Annotated in this window: 18 protein-coding genes; 13 read left to right on the top strand and 5 right to left on the bottom strand. The window is 62.0% G+C overall.

The features are described from left to right. Positions 1–91: 91 nt before the first annotated feature. The 9 genes from X735_RS138025 (at position 92) to X735_RS138065 (ending at position 7,244) form a co-directional block, all read left to right on the top strand. Positions 92–1,012, top strand: a complete 921-nt coding sequence (locus X735_RS138025; protein ID WP_023813954.1) for a DMT family transporter — start codon at positions 92–94, stop codon at positions 1,010–1,012. A 55-nt stretch (positions 1,013–1,067) separates the two neighbouring features. Continuing rightward, positions 1,068–1,694 (top strand): molybdenum cofactor guanylyltransferase MobA, encoded by a 627-nt coding sequence (mobA, locus tag X735_RS138030; protein ID WP_023813953.1) that lies wholly within the window; start codon positions 1,068–1,070, stop codon positions 1,692–1,694. Continuing rightward, positions 1,691–2,200: a molybdopterin-guanine dinucleotide biosynthesis protein B gene (gene mobB / locus X735_RS138035; RefSeq protein ID WP_023813952.1), complete on the top strand. Its 510-nt coding sequence runs from the start codon at positions 1,691–1,693 to the stop codon at positions 2,198–2,200. Before mobA ends, mobB begins: the two co-directional genes overlap by 4 nt. A gap of 157 nt (positions 2,201–2,357) precedes the next feature. Continuing rightward, complete coding sequence (locus X735_RS138040) at positions 2,358–3,143, top strand: ABC transporter substrate-binding protein (protein ID WP_023813951.1); 786 nt, start codon at positions 2,358–2,360, stop codon at positions 3,141–3,143. An 80-nt stretch (positions 3,144–3,223) separates the two neighbouring features. Beyond that, on the top strand, positions 3,224–3,943 hold the full coding sequence (locus X735_RS138045) for an ABC transporter permease (protein ID WP_023813950.1): 720 nt from the start codon (positions 3,224–3,226) through the stop codon (positions 3,941–3,943). Continuing rightward, on the top strand, positions 3,940–4,845 hold the full coding sequence (locus X735_RS138050) for an ABC transporter permease (protein ID WP_023813949.1): 906 nt from the start codon (positions 3,940–3,942) through the stop codon (positions 4,843–4,845). Before X735_RS138045 ends, X735_RS138050 begins: the two co-directional genes overlap by 4 nt. Before the next feature lie 112 nt (positions 4,846–4,957). Further along, entirely contained in the window at positions 4,958–5,827 is an 870-nt protein-coding gene (locus tag X735_RS138055) for an NAD(P)-dependent oxidoreductase (RefSeq protein ID WP_023813948.1), read from the top strand. Between the two features lie 9 nt (positions 5,828–5,836). After that, positions 5,837–6,541, top strand: a complete 705-nt coding sequence (locus tag X735_RS138060; RefSeq protein ID WP_023813947.1) for a DNA alkylation repair protein — start codon at positions 5,837–5,839, stop codon at positions 6,539–6,541. Between the two features lie 133 nt (positions 6,542–6,674). Beyond that, complete coding sequence (locus tag X735_RS138065; RefSeq protein WP_023813946.1) at positions 6,675–7,244, top strand: DUF3299 domain-containing protein; 570 nt, start codon at positions 6,675–6,677, stop codon at positions 7,242–7,244. A 20-nt stretch (positions 7,245–7,264) separates the two neighbouring features. Here X735_RS138065 and X735_RS138070 read toward each other — a convergent pair whose 3' ends face one another. From X735_RS138070 to X735_RS138085, 4 genes are all read right to left on the bottom strand, one after another. Next, positions 7,265–7,756 (bottom strand): Lrp/AsnC family transcriptional regulator, encoded by a 492-nt coding sequence (locus X735_RS138070; protein WP_006205209.1) that lies wholly within the window; start codon positions 7,754–7,756, stop codon positions 7,265–7,267. A gap of 109 nt (positions 7,757–7,865) precedes the next feature. Beyond that, on the bottom strand, positions 7,866–8,546 hold the full coding sequence (locus X735_RS138075; protein ID WP_032909543.1) for a uracil-DNA glycosylase family protein: 681 nt from the start codon (positions 8,544–8,546) through the stop codon (positions 7,866–7,868). Then, on the bottom strand, positions 8,486–9,097 hold the full coding sequence (locus X735_RS138080; RefSeq protein WP_023813944.1) for a glutathione S-transferase: 612 nt from the start codon (positions 9,095–9,097) through the stop codon (positions 8,486–8,488). The genes X735_RS138075 and X735_RS138080 overlap by 61 nt, the downstream gene beginning before the upstream one ends. 43 nt (positions 9,098–9,140) lie before the next feature. Beyond that, on the bottom strand, positions 9,141–9,761 hold the full coding sequence (locus tag X735_RS138085; protein ID WP_023813943.1) for a thermonuclease family protein: 621 nt from the start codon (positions 9,759–9,761) through the stop codon (positions 9,141–9,143). A gap of 75 nt (positions 9,762–9,836) precedes the next feature. Between X735_RS138085 and X735_RS138090 the strand changes: the two genes are divergently transcribed. After that, entirely contained in the window at positions 9,837–11,357 is a 1,521-nt protein-coding gene (locus tag X735_RS138090) for a HAMP domain-containing sensor histidine kinase (protein ID WP_023813942.1), read from the top strand. A gap of 50 nt (positions 11,358–11,407) precedes the next feature. Next, positions 11,408–11,938 carry a GNAT family N-acetyltransferase gene (locus X735_RS138095; protein ID WP_023813941.1) on the top strand — a complete coding sequence of 177 codons (531 nt, stop codon included), beginning with the start codon at positions 11,408–11,410 and terminating at the stop codon, positions 11,936–11,938. Between the two features lie 12 nt (positions 11,939–11,950). On the opposite strand, the gene X735_RS138100 is transcribed toward X735_RS138095, so the two are convergent. Continuing rightward, complete coding sequence (locus X735_RS138100; protein ID WP_023813940.1) at positions 11,951–12,949, bottom strand: nicotinate-nucleotide--dimethylbenzimidazole phosphoribosyltransferase; 999 nt, start codon at positions 12,947–12,949, stop codon at positions 11,951–11,953. 197 nt (positions 12,950–13,146) lie between these two features. Between X735_RS138100 and X735_RS138105 the strand changes: the two genes are divergently transcribed. After that, the gene (locus tag X735_RS138105) at positions 13,147–13,380 is read left to right on the top strand and encodes a DUF1289 domain-containing protein (protein ID WP_031213804.1); all 234 of its coding nucleotides are present in this window, start codon (positions 13,147–13,149) and stop codon (positions 13,378–13,380) included. A gap of 7 nt (positions 13,381–13,387) precedes the next feature. Further along, on the top strand, positions 13,388–14,092 hold the full coding sequence (locus tag X735_RS138110) for a TIGR02281 family clan AA aspartic protease (protein ID WP_023813938.1): 705 nt from the start codon (positions 13,388–13,390) through the stop codon (positions 14,090–14,092). Positions 14,093–14,101 lie beyond the last annotated feature (9 nt).

The raw sequence follows: 14,101 nt of genomic DNA, 5'->3' as shown, positions 1-14,101 counted from the left end.
CGCGCTTTAGGTCTTTGTTTCTTATGCATGCCGTTTCCCAAAAATCGAGGTCACTTTTGGGCGACATGCATTAGCAGAACCGGTAGCCGTCTTGCCCCTGTCACCAAATATTCGCGGCGCGTTGTTCATGATGGTGGCGATGGCCGGCTTCTGCCTCAACGACGCCATCACCAAATACTCGTCACAATCGATGAACATGGCGCAGGTCATGTTGATCCGTGGGGCTTTCGCTTCGCTTTTCGTTGGCTTGCTCGCCTGGCAGCGCGGCGCGCTCGCCCGCCCGGGCTCGATGCTGCAGCCTCTGGTGGCCCTGCGCGTGATCAGCGAGGCCGGTGCCACGGTGAGTTTTCTCGTCGCCCTCGCCCATTTGCCGATCGCCAATGTTTCGGCGGTGCTGCAGGCGCTGCCACTGGCGGTGACGATGGGGGCCGCGCTCGTCTTTGGCGAGGCTGTCGGCTGGCGGCGCTGGCTGGCCATCGCCATCGGATTTGCCGGCGTGCTGATCATCGTGCGGCCTGGCTTCGAAGGGTTCAGCATCTACTCGCTGGCGGCGCTGGCCAGCGTTGCCTGTTGTGCGGTGCGCGATCTCGCCACCAAGCAAATTCCCAAGGCCATTCCGACATTGCTGGTGTCGACGGCAACCGCGCTTGCCATGACCATCGTCGGTGCGGCGCTGTTGCCGGCAATGGGCGGCTGGACGCCGATGACGGGGGACAGCACAGCCCTGCTGGCCCTGGCGGCGGTGCTGGTGCTGATCGGCTACCAGTTCATCATCATGGCGATGCGGGCGGGCGACATCTCCTTCATCGCGCCGTTCCGCTATACGGCCCTGATCTGGTCGATCCTGCTTGGCCTGTTCATCTTCGCCGATATCCCCGATCCGCCGATGATCGTCGGCGCCACCATCATCATCGGCTCGGGCCTCTATGCGCTCTACCGCGAGCGGGTCGCCGGCCGGCGCAAGATCGTCGCCGAAAGCACGGGGCCGAGCATGGTTCCGGACGGAATCTAGCCAGATCATTGAAGGTTCTTGTGATTTCCGACGGCTGGCGTACAGGCTTCGTGGCATGAAGCGAGACATTGCGGGGATCATCCTGGCCGGTGGCCAGTCGAGACGGATGGGCGGCGGCGACAAGAGCCTGTTGCCGCTTGGCGATGGCTGCCTGCTTGACCAGGTCGTGTCGCGCTTCACCCCGCAAATAGAATCGCTGGCGCTCAGCGCCAATGGCGATCCTGCACGATTCCTGCGCTTTGGACTGCCGGTGCTTGCCGACAGCGTGCCCGGCTTTGCCGGGCCGCTCGCCGGAATCCTGACCGGCCTCGAATGGGCCGCGGCCAATACGTCTTGCAAAGCGATCGTCAGTGCTGCCGGCGACACGCCTTTCCTGCCGTTGAACCTTGTCGAGCGTCTGGCAGCGGCCGCCGATCAAAGTCCCGGTTCGATTGCCGTTGCCTGCTCGGCCGGCAAGCGGCACCCGACCTTCGCGCTCTGGCCGCTCGGCTGCCGCGATGCCTTGCGGCACTTTCTGGTCGACGAGGATATCAGGCGGGTTTCGGCTTTCATCGACCGGCACGGTTTTGTCGAGGTGGAATTCCCTGTTCTGCAATCGGCGGGGGTCGACCCTTTCTTCAACATCAACGATCCGGACGATCTTGTGTCTGCCGAGCGTCTGTTGCAGAGCATCAAGCCATGAACAGACGCGTCTTCGGCATCACCGGCTGGAAGAATTCCGGCAAGACGACTTTGACCGAAAGGCTGGTCACCGAACTTGTCCGGCGCGGCTGGAAAGTCTCGACGGTGAAACACGCCCATCATGATTTCGACATCGACAAACCGGGCGCCGACAGTTTTCGCCACCGGCAGGCTGGCGCCACCGAAGTCGCGATCGTCTCCGGCGTTCGCTGGGCACTGATGCACGAGCTGCGCGGCGAGGACGAGCCGACATTGGAGACTGTCCTGTCGCGGCTTGCCCCTTGCGACCTTGTGCTGGTCGAGGGCTACAAGCGCGAAGCCCATGACAAGATCGAAACCCGCCGGCTGGATGCGAAGGACCGTACGCCGCTTTCGGCGGAGGATCCCAACATCGTCGCTGTCGCCGCCGATTTTGCGATTGAAGGCGAGCTGCTGCCGGTATTCGATCTCGACGATGCAAAATCGATAGCCGACTTCATCGAGCGCACCACTGGGCTCGTTGCTTGAGCGCTGACGCAACGGCAGAATAGCCTTGCCCATTTTTGTGGTTTTGCAGTTGCTTTTTTCTTGGAAAGAATGGGAGTATCGCGCCAGCGGGCGGTCAAAAGCACCGCCCCACAGAGCCGTTCGGAACGACGGCCGGGACCATAAAGAGAGGACTATCATGCGTATTGCACTGCGTATCGCGCTCGCCGCTTCGGCCGCGCTGCTGACGCTCGGCGTAGCTCAGGCCCAGGAAAAGACCCTGAAGATCGGCACCGAAGGCGCCTACCCGCCATTCAACAACCTCACCGCCGATGGCCAGCTCGTCGGCTTCGACATCGACATCGCCAAGGCGCTTTGCGATGAGATGAAGGTCAAGTGCACCTTCGTCGCCCAGGATTGGGACGGCATCATTCCAGCCCTCCAGGCCGGCAAGTTTGACGCCATCGTCGCCTCGATGTCGATCACGCCCGAGCGCAAGGAAAAGGTCGACTTCTCGAACAAATACTACAACACGCCGTCGGCGCTCGCCGTGCCGAAAGACTCGACGTTGAAAGGCGTGACCAAGGAAGATCTCGCCGGCAAGACCATCGGCGTCGCCACCACCACCACGCATTTCAACTATGCCTCGAAGACCTACACCGACAGCACCGTCAAGGGTTATCCGAGCAGCCCCGAGGAGCAGGCCGATCTTGCCAATGGTCGTCTCGACGCCATCCAGGACGATATCGTCGTGCTGCAGCAGTTTCTGGATTCGCCTGATGGCGCCTGCTGCAAGATTCTCGGCCAGCCTTCGCCGCAGCCGGTCGAGATCTTCGGGCCGGGCGCCGGCATTGCCGTGCGCAAGGGCGAGACCGACCTAGTCAACAAGCTCAATTCGGCCATCGACGCCATCCGCGCCAATGGAAAATACAAGGAAATCAACGACAAGTACTTCAAGTTCGACGTCTACGGCGCCGAGTCCTGATAAATACGGTCAAGACGGCGGGGAATTTCCCCGCCGTCTTTCTATTCGTCTTGGGAATGCCGTGGAGATAAGACCGGTCGATGCCAGCCCAGAGCATATGGACACTTCTCAGTTGGGGACCCGAAGGCTGGCTTGACGATATTGCCTATGGCGCACTGATCACCATTGCGCTTGCGCTTGCCACGCTGCCCATCGGCCTGGCGATCGGCTTTTTCATTGCACTCGCCAAGCAGTCCGAAGAACCCTCGTTGCGCCTTGCCGCCAACATTTACACCACCGTCTTTCGCGGCCTGCCGGAGCTGGTGACGCTTTTCCTGTTCTTCTTCGGCATGCCGATCCTGCTGCAGCATCTCGTCAGGTATTTCCGGCCGGACACCACCATCGACGTCAACAGCTTCGTCGCCGGCATGATCGTGCTTGCGCTGATCTTCTCGTCCTATGCCAGCGAGGTTTTCCTGTCGGCCTTCCGCGCCATTCCCAAAGGCCAATACGAGGGCGGCTATGCCATCGGTCTTTCGAACTGGCTGACCATGCGCAAGGTGATCGTGCCGCAGCTGCTGCGCATCGCGTTCCCCGGCCTGGAGAATTGCTGGCTCAGCCTGCTCAAGGACACGTCGCTGGTGTCGGTCGTCGGCCTGGCCGAGACGCTGCGCAATGCCAGCATTGCCGCCCGCGTCACCAAGCATGCTTTCCTGTTCTTCGGTGTCGCCTCGCTGGTCTTTCTTGGCCTGGCCGTCCTGTCGTCCTTCGCCACCAGCGCTATTCTGCGCTCGCTTGGTCGGCAGGAGGCGCAGCGATGAGCGCCACGGCCACAATGGTCGAACGGCCGCCGCCACGGGCGCGCGGCTGGCCGCGCAGGCGTATCGCCGGTTACGCGCTGGTCTGCCTATGGATTTTGTTCGGCATTGGCATCGTCAGCTATCTCTTCCTTGCCTGGAATCCCGATTTCTTCGCCAAATATGCGCCGGCTTATTTGAGCGGGCTTGGGGTTACGCTCGCGCTGGTTTCCATATCGATGGTGCTCGGCGCGATCCTGTCGGTGCCCGTCGCTTACGGGCGCATGTCCAAGAACCGGATCCTGTCCGGCCTCGCCTATTGCTACGTCTATTTCTTCCGCGGCACGCCGCTGCTGGTCCAGACTTATCTCGTCTATTACGGATTGGGCTCGTTCCGGCAGGAACTTAGTGCAGTTGGCTTTTACATGCCGGTCATCAGCAACTGGTTCCAACTTCTGCCTCACATAAGCATCCCGGCCGGATTGACGATCGAGCGAGTTACGCTGTGGGACTTTTTCAAGGACGCGTTCAATTGCGGCGTCTTTGCGTTTGCGCTCAACACCGCCGCCTATCAGGCCGAGATTCTGCGCGGCGCCATCGAGAGCGTGCCAAGAGGGCAATGGGAAGGTGCGGCCTCGCTTGGCCTGCACAAACTGCAGACCTTGCGCAAGATCATCCTGCCGCAGGCCCTGATCGTCGCCTTGCGGCCCTATGGCAACGAACTGATCCTGATGGTCAAGGCGTCCGCCATCGTCGCCATCATCACGGTCTATGATCTGATGGGCAATGCCAAGCTCGCCTTCGCCAACTCGTTCGACATCCAGGCCTATATCTGGGTCGCGCTCGTCTATCTGGTGATGGTCGAGATATTGCGCCATGGCGTCGAATGGATCGAGCGCCGGATCACCGTTCACCTGAAACGCTGACTATTTTCAATTCAGCTGCACCAGTCGATCCTGCCCTACGCATCTTGACGAATTGCGCGCAGAGCCTAGACGTCTCGCAGCAAATTCCGTTTCCATTCTGAAGGGCAGGCTCATGGCATCTGTTGCATTTCTCGGTCTTGGCGTGATGGGCTATCCGATGGCCGGGCACTTGAAGAACAAGGGCGGCCATGACGTCACAGTCTACAACCGCACCAAGACCAAGGCTGAGCAATGGGTTGGCCAGCATGGTGGTAGCCTTGCGGCGACGCCAGCACAGGCCGCCGAGGGCAAGGATTTTGTCTTCTCCTGTGTCGGTAATGACGACGATTTGCGTTCGGTGACGACCGGCCCGGAAGGCGCCTTCAAATCGATGAAGAAGGGTTCGGTCTTCATCGACAACACCACAGCCTCGGCCGAGGTCGCTCGCGAGCTGGCGGCGGCGGCGCAAGCCGGCGGGTTTTCGTTTCTCGACGCGCCTGTCTCGGGCGGCCAGGCCGGCGCCGAGAATGGCGTGCTGACCGTCATGGTCGGCGGCGAGCAGGACGCTTTCGACAGAGCGAAGCCCGTCATCGACGCTTTTGCCCGCATGGTCGGCCTGATGGGATCGGCCGGTGCCGGCCAGCTCACCAAGATGATCAACCAGATCACCATAGCCGGCCTCGTCCAAGGCCTGGCCGAAGGCATCCATTTCGGCAAAAAGGCCGGGCTCGATATCGAGAAGGTGATCGAGGTGATCTCCAAGGGCGCCGCCGGTTCCTGGCAGATGGAGAACCGCCACAAGACCATGAATGCCGGCAAATATGATTTCGGCTTCGCGGTCGACTGGATGCGCAAGGATCTTGGCATCTGTCTGGCTGAAGCCGACCGCAATGGCGCCAGACTGCCGGTCACCGCACTTGTCGACCAGTTCTACAAGGATGTGCAGGCGATGGGCGGCAAGCGCTGGGACACGTCCTCCCTTCTGGCGCGTCTCGAAAAATAGGTTTCCGCGGTGGCAGAACTCTCGCCTCAATCCAGTGCCGCGGAAATCGTCGCCCATCTTCGCGCTATCGGATCGGAGGAGAACCGCCTCGGCATGTTGCGCTACGGCATCAAGATCGACCGCGCGCTTGGCATCTCGCACAGTATGCAGCGGCAGATCGCCAGGAAGATCAAACGCAACCACGAGCGCGCCTTCGAACTATGGGACAGCGGCATCATGGAGGCGCAGTTCATTGCCTCCGTCACGGCTGACCCGAAGCGGTTTTCTGCTGAAGATGCAAGACGATGGGCGGCCAGCTTCGACTCCTGGGACATCGTCGACGGCGTCTCCGACCTCTTTGTCGATACGGACGCCTGGAAGGAACTGATCGGCGAGTTCGCGGCGGACGAGCGGGAATTCGTTCGGCGCACGGCCTTCGCCATGATGGCCTGGTCTGTCGTCCACCGGAAGAAGGAGCCAGGGGCGACCTTCCTCTCCTTCCTGCCGATCATCGAAGCGCATGCCACCGACAGCCGCAATTTCGTGAAGAAAGCCGTCAACTGGGCGCTTCGGTCGATCGGCAAAAGATCGATGGACATGCACGGTGCTGCCCTTGCTGCCGCCGAACGGCTGGCGCAGTCGGCTGACAAGACGGCGCGCTGGATCGGCAAGGACGCCGTAAGGGAGCTGACCAATGCCAAGACGCTCGCGCGGATCGTCGCCAGGAAAGGCTGACGGCGCGGAAATCCGCTTTCCGGCATGTCTGGATCTCGCCGACATGTGAAGTGGCTGCCGACATGTGATGCGGCGGGAGCGTTGACGTCGTTGACAGCGGCGTCTTTACTTGAGCTTCAAAGGGACGCGGCCAATGAGCAATCCTCCCAAATCAATCCTGGCCTTCGCAGCGGCATTGTTTGTGTCCGCGGCCACCGATGCCTCGGCCGAGACCGCGCACATATTCTGGAAGGATCTGCGTCCGGCTACGCAATCCGCCGCCGAAAACGTCGGGCTGCCGATGATCGCGGCAAAATTGCCCGACCATGGCGAGACGCTGTCCCTCAACCTGCAGGACAAAAGCATTCAGCTAGCCGGCTACGCATTGCCGGTCGATCGCGACGGCGATCTTGTCTATCAGTTCCTGCTGGTGCCGTGGACGGGTGCGTGCAGCCACATGCCAACGCCGCCCCCCAACCAGATCGTGCTGGTCACGCCGGCACGTCCCTACAAAATCTCCGAGGCCTATCAGCCGGTCGCGGTCACCGGCGCGCTGAAGCCGGACATGGAGAAGAGCCAGCTGTTCATCCTCGACGGCGTCAGCGTCATCCAGTCTGGCTACAGCGTCCGCAAGGCAGACGTGGTCGCCGTCGGCAGCGTACCGGACACCGTCACCCTGCCGGTCAATTCGCCCTGGAGTTTCCTCAACAAAAAGAAGAACTAAGCAGGACAACCTGCTGCAGCTCAGGCGGCGTTGGCACCCGATTCCTTGTCCAGCACCATGTAGTCGAGCGGGATTTCGGTCGTGTATTTGATCTGCTCCATGGCGAAGGACGACGACACGTCACGGATTTCGATCTTGGCGATCAGCCGCTTGTAGAAGGCGTCATAGGCGGCGATGTCTGGAACCACGACGCGCAGGAGATAGTCGACGTCACCGCTCATGCGGTAGAACTCGACCACCTCGGGAAACTCCTGGATGACTTCCGAGAAACGCCGCAGCCATTCATGGCTGTGCGAATTGGTGCGGATCGACACGAAGACGGTGACGCGCACATTGACCTTTTCATGGTCGAGAATGGCAACGCGCCGCTTGATGACGCCTTCCTCCTCGAGCTTCTGGATGCGCCGCCAGCAAGGTGTTGTCGACAGCCCGACTTTCTTGGCGACGTCGGCGACCGCGAGTGTCGCGTCCTCCTGCAAAAGACGGAGAATTTTTCTATCGAGGCGGTCCATATTTTGCTCCCCAGGGGAATAGATTGGCTATACTCCCCCTTATTCCGACCTTTCACAAGAAAGAAATTCTGCCAATTGACGGAAAAGCGAGTGATTTCTTGCTGTAAGGTCAGCCGAGGCGATATCGGATTTCCGAACGCAGAAAAGGCAGCAAATCCATTTCAAACCATGGATTCTTCTTCAGCCAGCCGGTGTTGCGCCACGAGGGATGCGGCAGCGGCAGCACTTTCGGACCGACGGAATTCTCCCAGATGGAGCGCCAGTCCATGACCGTTTCGGTCAGGGAGGGCCGGCGCGCCGCACCCATGTGCCAGGACTGCGCATAGATGCCGATCGTCAGCACCAGATCGATCTGTGGCATCGAGGCCATCAAAGGCGCGCGCCAGGCCGCCGCGCATTCGCGCCTCGGCGGCAGATCTCCCCCCTTGGCATCCTGGCCGGGAAAGCAGAAGCCCATCGGGACGATGGCGAATTTTTCGATGTCGTAGAATTCGTCGCTCGTCACGCCAAGCCAACTGCGCAGGCGGTCGCCGGAGGCGTCGGTGAACGGCATGCCCGACAGATGCACCTTGGTGCCGGGCGCCTGGCTGGCGATCAGGATACGAGCGCTGGACGAAGGGCGCAGCACTGGTCGTGGCTCATGCGGCAACGGCTTGCCGGCCGGATTTTCCACGCAGATACGGCAGGCGCGGACCCTGGCGACGAGGTTTTCGAGTTCAACAGTCATTCTCAGGCTGATGCGCTCGGCCGGCTGGAGACGGCCTGATGCCAGCGCAACACATTCGCGCAGTCATCCGGCACCTTGATGCGTGCCGGCTTCATGAAGTCGACGGCGATCAGGCCGGTGATGTCGGCGATCGAATAGCTGTCACCGGCGATGAACTCCCGGCTGCCCAGTTCGCCGTCCAGAAGCCTGAGGAACGCCACGGCCTTCGGCTTATTGGCCTCACCCCATTCGGGGAACTGCGGGATTTCCCATTCCTTCATCGCCGGATGGGTGTGCCGGAAAGCCTGCGTGACGCAGCTGAGCAAATTGAATTCCATCCGTCGCTGCCACATCTCGACCTGCGCCTTGCCGAGTGCGCCACGCCCGAACAGGGCCGGTTCGGGATGCAGTTCCTCGAAATAACGGCAGATGGCGACGGATTCCGTGATGATGGTGCCGTCGTCGAGTTCCAGCACCGGCAGGCGCAGCAAGGGATTGCGCGAGCCGACCACCTGTTGCCTGTGTTCCAGCGCCCCCATGTCGATGGGCACCTGTGGAACTTCGATACCTTTCTCGGCCAGGAAAACGCGGACCCGCCTCGGGTTGGGCGCCCGGCCACCGTCGAAGAGTTTCATTCCATCCTCCTGTTCGTTCTCGGTTCCAGTTCCAGGATGTGCATCACCAGAAGCGAAAAATCTCGCGCACGGCATCGCCGATCGACGCCAGCGTGCCGTGCTTCTTCTCGACGACTTCGCCGTGATGGCTGTCTCGCCAGTCTTGCGGCTGATCGAACGTTCCCGCCCAGATGCCGGCCTTTCCCGCGCGGGCGATGGCTTCCTCGCTCTCGAAGTCACCATAGGCAACCGCCCAGCCCGCCTCGACCTGCGCGCGGTTGAGATTCTTGCCGCCGGCGGTGCAGTCGCCGAGCAGCCGGCCATAACGATCACGCTGCCAGCCGGTACAAGAGACGGGCTTGCCGGCGATCAGGCGAACGAGCGACTGACGCGCAAGCGTGCCGCAGGAATAGTCCGCGCCGTTCTTGCGGCAGGTCTGCGTATATTCCGGAGCATCGATGCCGCGCATGCGGATACGCTCGGTGCCAAGCGTGATCGAATCGCCGTCGTTGATGATTGCCACGCCTTGCGTTTTGCGTGTCTCCACCCGGTCGAGGCGGGCCGCCAGCAGGATCAGCAGTCCGAGGATGATGACGGCAAGCCCGTAATCCACCAGCCGGCGCCACAGGCTTCTGGGGCGCGCAACGTATCGCCGGCGCGGTCTTGGCGACCACGAGCGGCTCATATGGCAAACGGTTGGTTAATCATTCGAACGTAGCTTAACACTTGGAAACCGCTGCTCGCATAAATTGAAGTTTTGATGCCCTTGCAACGCTCGAACACAGCGGACAAGTTCATTGTGGACCGCAGGAAACCTCATCGCAACAGCGATGTGGCGCGCGCGGTGCGCAAGACGCGTGACCGTCTTTCGCAGCAGGCCGGCAATCCCGATTTCGATCGCGAACTGTTGAAGCTGCATGCCCGCGCGATGACCAGCGGCGCCATCGCCATCCCGCTTCTTGTTCTGGCGATCGCGGCGGCCGGCCGGCTGGCCGGAATCGGCAACGAGATCGGGCTCTGGGCGCTGTTCACCCTGACCTGCTACACCATCGTTGCCTTCATGGCGCGGCGCATCGAGCGCACGGAAGCTTCCGAGCTCAACCCTTCGCAAGCACGACGAGAATTCCTGATCGGCCATTTCCTGTGCGGTCTCGGCTGGGCATGGTTTGTGTGGCTTGGCTGCAGCGTCTGCGAGGTCGATCCGTTCCACATCGTCAAGGCCGTGGTGCTGTTGTTCGCCATGGCGGCGACCGCGGTGATGACCTCGTCTCTGCGCGGGGCACTGTTGGCCACCTTTGCCGTTCCCGTGGCGCTCTACGCTTATGCCGGCGCCAAGCTATGGATGCCGGTCGAGGCGATCATGGCCGCGCTGCTGGTCATGTCGCTGCCGTTCTTCGCCTATGTGGCCCGGCATCTCAACCACTCGTCCCTGATGATGTTGTCGTTCCGCTCCGAAAAGGATGCGCTGATCGCCGAACTGGAGACGGCGAAATCGATGTCGGACGAGGCGCGGCGGCGGGCCGAGGACGCCAATCTGGCGAAATCGCGGTTCCTCGCTTCGATGAGCCACGAATTGCGCACGCCGCTCAACGCCATTCTCGGTTTTTCCGAGGTGATGTCGAACGAGGTGCTGGGGCCGATGAGCAATCCCACCTATCGCGACTACGCGCATGACGTGCACGAATCCGGCCAGCATCTGCTCGATCTGATCAACGAGATCCTCGACCTGTCGCGCATCGAGGCCGGCCGCTACCAACTCAACGAAGAACCGGTAATGCTGCTTGGTATCGTCGAGGACTGCTGTCACATGATGGAGTTGAGGGCGCGCAACAAGGATATCCGGGTCGTCCAGGATTTCGAGCACGAACTGCCGCGCCTTTTCGCTGATGAGCGTGCGGTGCGACAGATCACGCTCAACCTTCTGTCGAATGCCATCAAGTTCACCGCCACCGGCGGTGAAATCCGTGTCCGCGTTGGTTGGACGGCGGGCGGCGGACAATACATTTCGATCAAGGACAACGGTCCGGGCATACCGGAAGACGAGATCCCGATCGTGCTTTCCGCCTTCGGCCAGGGCTCGATCGCGATCAAGAGCGCCGAGCAAGGCACCGGGCTTGGCCTGCCGATCGTGCAAGGGCTGCTCGCCATGCATGGCGGCGAGTTCGAGCTTCATTCCAAGCTGCGCGAAGGCACCGAGGCGATCGCCATCTTCCCACTGAGCCGGGTGATGGAGGAACTGCCAGCACTGCCGACCGCGGCGGTGGCGGCTCGACGACGGTAAGCGTCGCGGCGAACTGTGTCGATGGCCAGCAAGAAGGACGGCGCCCCACGATGGCAGAAGGTGATTGGCACGTCGTTGGCATAGAGATCCACTCGGACCGCCTTCGCTTGAGGCTGTTTACAGCCGACGACGCTGAAGACCTCTTTTTCGCCATCACTCCCGCCATCACCCGTTTCATGCAGTGGGAACCACCTCGATCACTGGCGGCCTTTGCCAAAGTATGGCGATCCTGGCTGACGCCAATCCAGGACGGATCGGATTTGCACTTTGTTGTGCGTGCATTGGCGGACGATCGCTGTCTGGGACTTGTCGGCCTTCATGCAGCGAAGACCGTGTGTCCCGAACTCGGGATCTGGATCAGGGAAGACGCTCAAGGAAACGGCATTGGCCAAGAGGCAATTGCTGCTGTCGCGGAGTGGGCCTCCGAGGCACTTGAACCGGACTGCTTCGAACATCCGGTTGCCGAAAGGAACGTGGCCAGCAGAAGAATAGCGGAACGCCTTGGAGGCGTAATAGTCGGCGGCCGCTCCAACCCAAAATACAACGCTGTCGTCTATCGCATTCCCAATCTCCGGCGCTAATACCTCAAGACTCTAGCCGCGTACTGCCGCAGCCATGCCCGAACTGGTCAGCGCGGCGGCCTTGACCAGCCCCGCGGCAAGGGCGGCCCCTGCCCCTTCGCCATGGCTGATGCCCAAATCGAGCAACGGGCGCAGGCCGAGCCGTTGGGCGGCGCGTGCATGCGCAGGCTCTGGCGACAGGCTGGCCAGCAGGCAATGATCGAGCGCGGTGGGATTGACGCCATGCAGTACCGCTGCGGCTGCCGTGGCGGCCAATCCGTCGAGCAGCAGCGGGATTTTCTGCATCCGCGCGGCAAGGATGGCGCCGGCGATTGCTGCGAATTCACGGCCGCCGACCCGGCGCAGCGCCTCGAGCGGGTCGCCGAGATGGCCGTCATGAAAAGCCAGCGCAGCATCGACCACGTCGGCCTTGCGTGCCTGCATGGCCGCATCGGCCCCCGACCCCGCGCCGACCCAGTCGGCGCCCCTGCCCCCGAACAGCGCCGCAAACAGGGTGGCGGCGACGGTGGAGTTGCCGACGCCGAGATCGCCGAGACACAAAAGGTCGGTGCCGCCGGCGATCGCTTCCATGCCGAAGGCCATGGTGGCGGCACAGCCACGCTCGTCGAGCGCAGCATCCTCGGTGATGTCGGCGGTCGGGACGTGCAGGGCGAGATCGAAGACCTTCAGTCCGAGATCGTTGGCGATGCAGATCTGGTTGATCGCGGCACCTCCGGCGGCGCAAAGCTCGACCGCATTGGCGGTCGCCGCCACCGGCCGTGGCGAAATGCCGTGGCGCGTGACGCCGTGATTGCCGGCAAAGACCGCCATCAGCGGTCTTGTCACCGCGGGCGGGGCCCGCCCGCTCCAGGCTGCCAGCCACGCGGCGATGTCCTCGATACGGCCAAGCGAATTGCCTGGTTTGTCGGCCTTGGCAAACAGCATGCGCACGCGGGTCTCGGCTGCCGTGTCGGCCGTCGGCAGATTGGCCAACAGGTTGCGAAAATCGTCGAAAGGCAGTGCGCTGGTCATCTTGTTGTCGATCATTCCCTGGAGTTGGTGAGCGGCATAGCCGCCTTGCGAGGTTGGCACAACCTCCGGGATGATGGGCCTGCATTTGACGCAAAGCCGGCCCCGAAGGGCGCAATCGCGAGGGCTTGCATTGGCTTTGCCGTTGCACCATGTGGAGGTGGAACAAGGGATTCCGGATGGAAGCCCAAGAGAAAGTCATGACGGCCATCGAATCCCCGTGCATCCTGGTCTGTTCGATCGACATGAAAACCGGCTTCTGTTTCGGCTGCGGCCGCACGCGCGAGGAGATCGGCGCCTGGATCGGGATGACGACGGAAACGCGCCGCAGCGTCATGGCGCAATTGCCGGCCCGGCTGGAAACGGTCGAGCGCCGGCCGCGCCGGGAAACGCGCCGCACCCGCATGACGCGCGAACGCGACGCGCTATCGTGAGGTGCGGATGAGCCGGTTGTTCTGGATCTTGATGGCCGCGATCGGGGTGGGAGCAGTCCTGCTCATGCTCAACGATTCCGCCGGCAGCACGCTCGGCGTCGAGAACAACGATTTCAGCCGACTGATCTGGCTCGGCGCCTTTGGCGCCCTTGTCGGCGCCGGCCTGCTTCGCTCGGGCCGGCCCCTGGGCGCCATGGCCCGCAACCTCGGCGCCTGGGCGGCGATCGCACTCGCGCTGATCGCTGGCTACCAATATCGCTATGAGTTGCAGGATGTCGCCAGCCGGGTGACCGCGGGCCTTGTTCCCGGCAGCCCGCTTGCGCTCGGCGTCGAAGACGGTCACGCCACGGTGACGCTCGACAAGGCCGACAACGGCCATTTCGAAGCGCGCATCCTGGTCAACGGCAACCCGGTCCGGGCCGTGGTGGATACGGGTGCAACCAGCACCGTGCTGACGTCACAGGATGCGCAGGCCGCCGGATTCAATCCGGCCGCGCTCAACTACACCATACCGGTTTCGACCGCTAACGGCATGGCACGCGCCGCGGCCGTGAAAACCGATCAGATTGCGATCGGCGGCATCATGCGCAGGGATATGTCGGTGATGATCGCCGCACCCGGCATGCTCAGCCAGAGCCTGCTCGGCATGAACTTCATCGGTTCATTGTCGGGTTTTGACGTGCGCGGCGACCGCATGATCCTCAGGGATTGATCCCCAAAA

The sequence above is a fragment of the Mesorhizobium sp. L2C084A000 genome (genome assembly GCF_000502875.1).
Classification (GTDB): domain Bacteria; phylum Pseudomonadota; class Alphaproteobacteria; order Rhizobiales; family Rhizobiaceae; genus Mesorhizobium.
Note: the sequence above shows the minus strand (reverse complement) of the source record. Positions and strands in the feature narration are given on the sequence as shown.

What these genes read in the sequence shown, in the direction of transcription:
- mobA (WP_023813953.1), top strand. Translation starts at nt 1,068, where the DNA reads ATGAAGCGAGACATTGCGGGGATCATCCTGGCCGGTGGCCAGTCGAGA.
- mobB (WP_023813952.1), top strand. Translation starts at nt 1,691, where the DNA reads ATGAACAGACGCGTCTTCGGCATCACCGGCTGGAAGAATTCCGGCAAG.
- X735_RS138040 (WP_023813951.1), top strand. Translation starts at nt 2,358, where the DNA reads ATGCGTATTGCACTGCGTATCGCGCTCGCCGCTTCGGCCGCGCTGCTG.
- X735_RS138045 (WP_023813950.1), top strand. Translation starts at nt 3,224, where the DNA reads ATGCCAGCCCAGAGCATATGGACACTTCTCAGTTGGGGACCCGAAGGC.
- X735_RS138050 (WP_023813949.1), top strand. Translation starts at nt 3,940, where the DNA reads ATGAGCGCCACGGCCACAATGGTCGAACGGCCGCCGCCACGGGCGCGC.
- X735_RS138055 (WP_023813948.1), top strand. Translation starts at nt 4,958, where the DNA reads ATGGCATCTGTTGCATTTCTCGGTCTTGGCGTGATGGGCTATCCGATG.
- X735_RS138065 (WP_023813946.1), top strand. Translation starts at nt 6,675, where the DNA reads ATGAGCAATCCTCCCAAATCAATCCTGGCCTTCGCAGCGGCATTGTTT.
- X735_RS138070 (WP_006205209.1), bottom strand. Translation starts at nt 7,756, where the DNA reads ATGGACCGCCTCGATAGAAAAATTCTCCGTCTTTTGCAGGAGGACGCG.
- X735_RS138080 (WP_023813944.1), bottom strand. Translation starts at nt 9,097, where the DNA reads ATGAAACTCTTCGACGGTGGCCGGGCGCCCAACCCGAGGCGGGTCCGC.
- X735_RS138085 (WP_023813943.1), bottom strand. Translation starts at nt 9,761, where the DNA reads ATGAGCCGCTCGTGGTCGCCAAGACCGCGCCGGCGATACGTTGCGCGC.
- X735_RS138090 (WP_023813942.1), top strand. Translation starts at nt 9,837, where the DNA reads ATGCCCTTGCAACGCTCGAACACAGCGGACAAGTTCATTGTGGACCGC.
- X735_RS138095 (WP_023813941.1), top strand. Translation starts at nt 11,408, where the DNA reads ATGGCAGAAGGTGATTGGCACGTCGTTGGCATAGAGATCCACTCGGAC.
- X735_RS138100 (WP_023813940.1), bottom strand. Translation starts at nt 12,949, where the DNA reads ATGACCAGCGCACTGCCTTTCGACGATTTTCGCAACCTGTTGGCCAAT.
- X735_RS138105 (WP_031213804.1), top strand. Translation starts at nt 13,147, where the DNA reads ATGACGGCCATCGAATCCCCGTGCATCCTGGTCTGTTCGATCGACATG.
- X735_RS138110 (WP_023813938.1), top strand. Translation starts at nt 13,388, where the DNA reads ATGAGCCGGTTGTTCTGGATCTTGATGGCCGCGATCGGGGTGGGAGCA.